The following is a 1,039-nucleotide window of genomic DNA, read 5'->3' on the forward strand; positions in this document are numbered from 1 at the left end:
GACATCTGCTACCTGGCGTGGATATTGATCGAAACTAGTCCACCCCGTTGCGTAAGAAAAATTATTGTTCAGGGCTGTAATTTTAGGTGCAAAAGTGCCGTCAGCTTTTCCAATAGAGACAAAGACATGATCATAACCAAAGGCAATAATATCAGCACGTCCATCACCATTCACATCTGCTAACTGGCGTGGGTATTTATCAAAGCTATTCCATCCTTGCGCTAGAGTTAAGTCTGTGTGAGCCGTATAAATATTACCAAAATTGACCTCATTATTGGTAATAGTTCCCGTGACGGCTGTGGTTGTACCAACGGTGTAACCTGTTCCTGAAGCTAAAGTTAAAGCCACAGTTTCATTACTTTCAACGGTGGTATCTGCTGTGGGGTCAATAGTGAGAGTGGCTGTACTTGCACCCGCCGCAAAGGTGATGGTTTTTCCTGTTCCTGGTGTTGCTCCTGTATAGTCTGTACTGTCGGCTGTACCTGTAATGCCGTAGTTAATGGTTAAGATGTTAGTTGTCGCACCTGTGCGGGTGAAGGTATAAACTAGGTTGGCTGTACCATTTTCAGTCACACTGCTGGGTGATACCGCTAGGGTAATGGTGGGTAAAACGATTTCAATGATGCCTCTGAGTTGAAGTTCATTACCTAAATCATCCCACTTGCCAGGCTGCTTATAATTAATATACACATAATCTTGAACATGGTCTGCACTACTAGATGGTTCACCTGGATACCAATTAGTGTAAGTAGAAGTTTCACCGCTTGCCCATTTGTATTGTCCAGCTATATCCTTATCTGTCAAACCAGTCCACAGAGGTTCAGTACCACCAAAGGTAGTGACTAACCAATCTTGCTCGGCTTGATTGTTGACGGTGACAAGATTTCCCCCTAAACTCTGTGCCTGTGCTTGAGTTTGTTCCCATGTACCCTGACCAGTTAAGAGATATCTGCTGCCGTTATACTCAACAAAAGTATCATCGACATTAATAATGCTTAAACCATGAAATTGATCAGCAACATAAGCGTAGTTACCCACC

Annotated in this window: 1 protein-coding gene; it reads right to left on the minus strand. The window is 43.3% G+C overall.

Annotated features, from left to right (window positions below; genetic code table 11):
* A partial coding sequence (locus FJR08_RS23030; RefSeq protein WP_305791125.1) for a lectin-like protein occupies positions 1-1,039 on the minus strand: 1,039 nt, incomplete at both ends.

The organism is Dolichospermum sp. UHCC 0260 (assembly GCF_009711985.1).
GTDB classification, from domain to species: domain Bacteria; phylum Cyanobacteriota; class Cyanobacteriia; order Cyanobacteriales; family Nostocaceae; genus Dolichospermum; species Dolichospermum lemmermannii.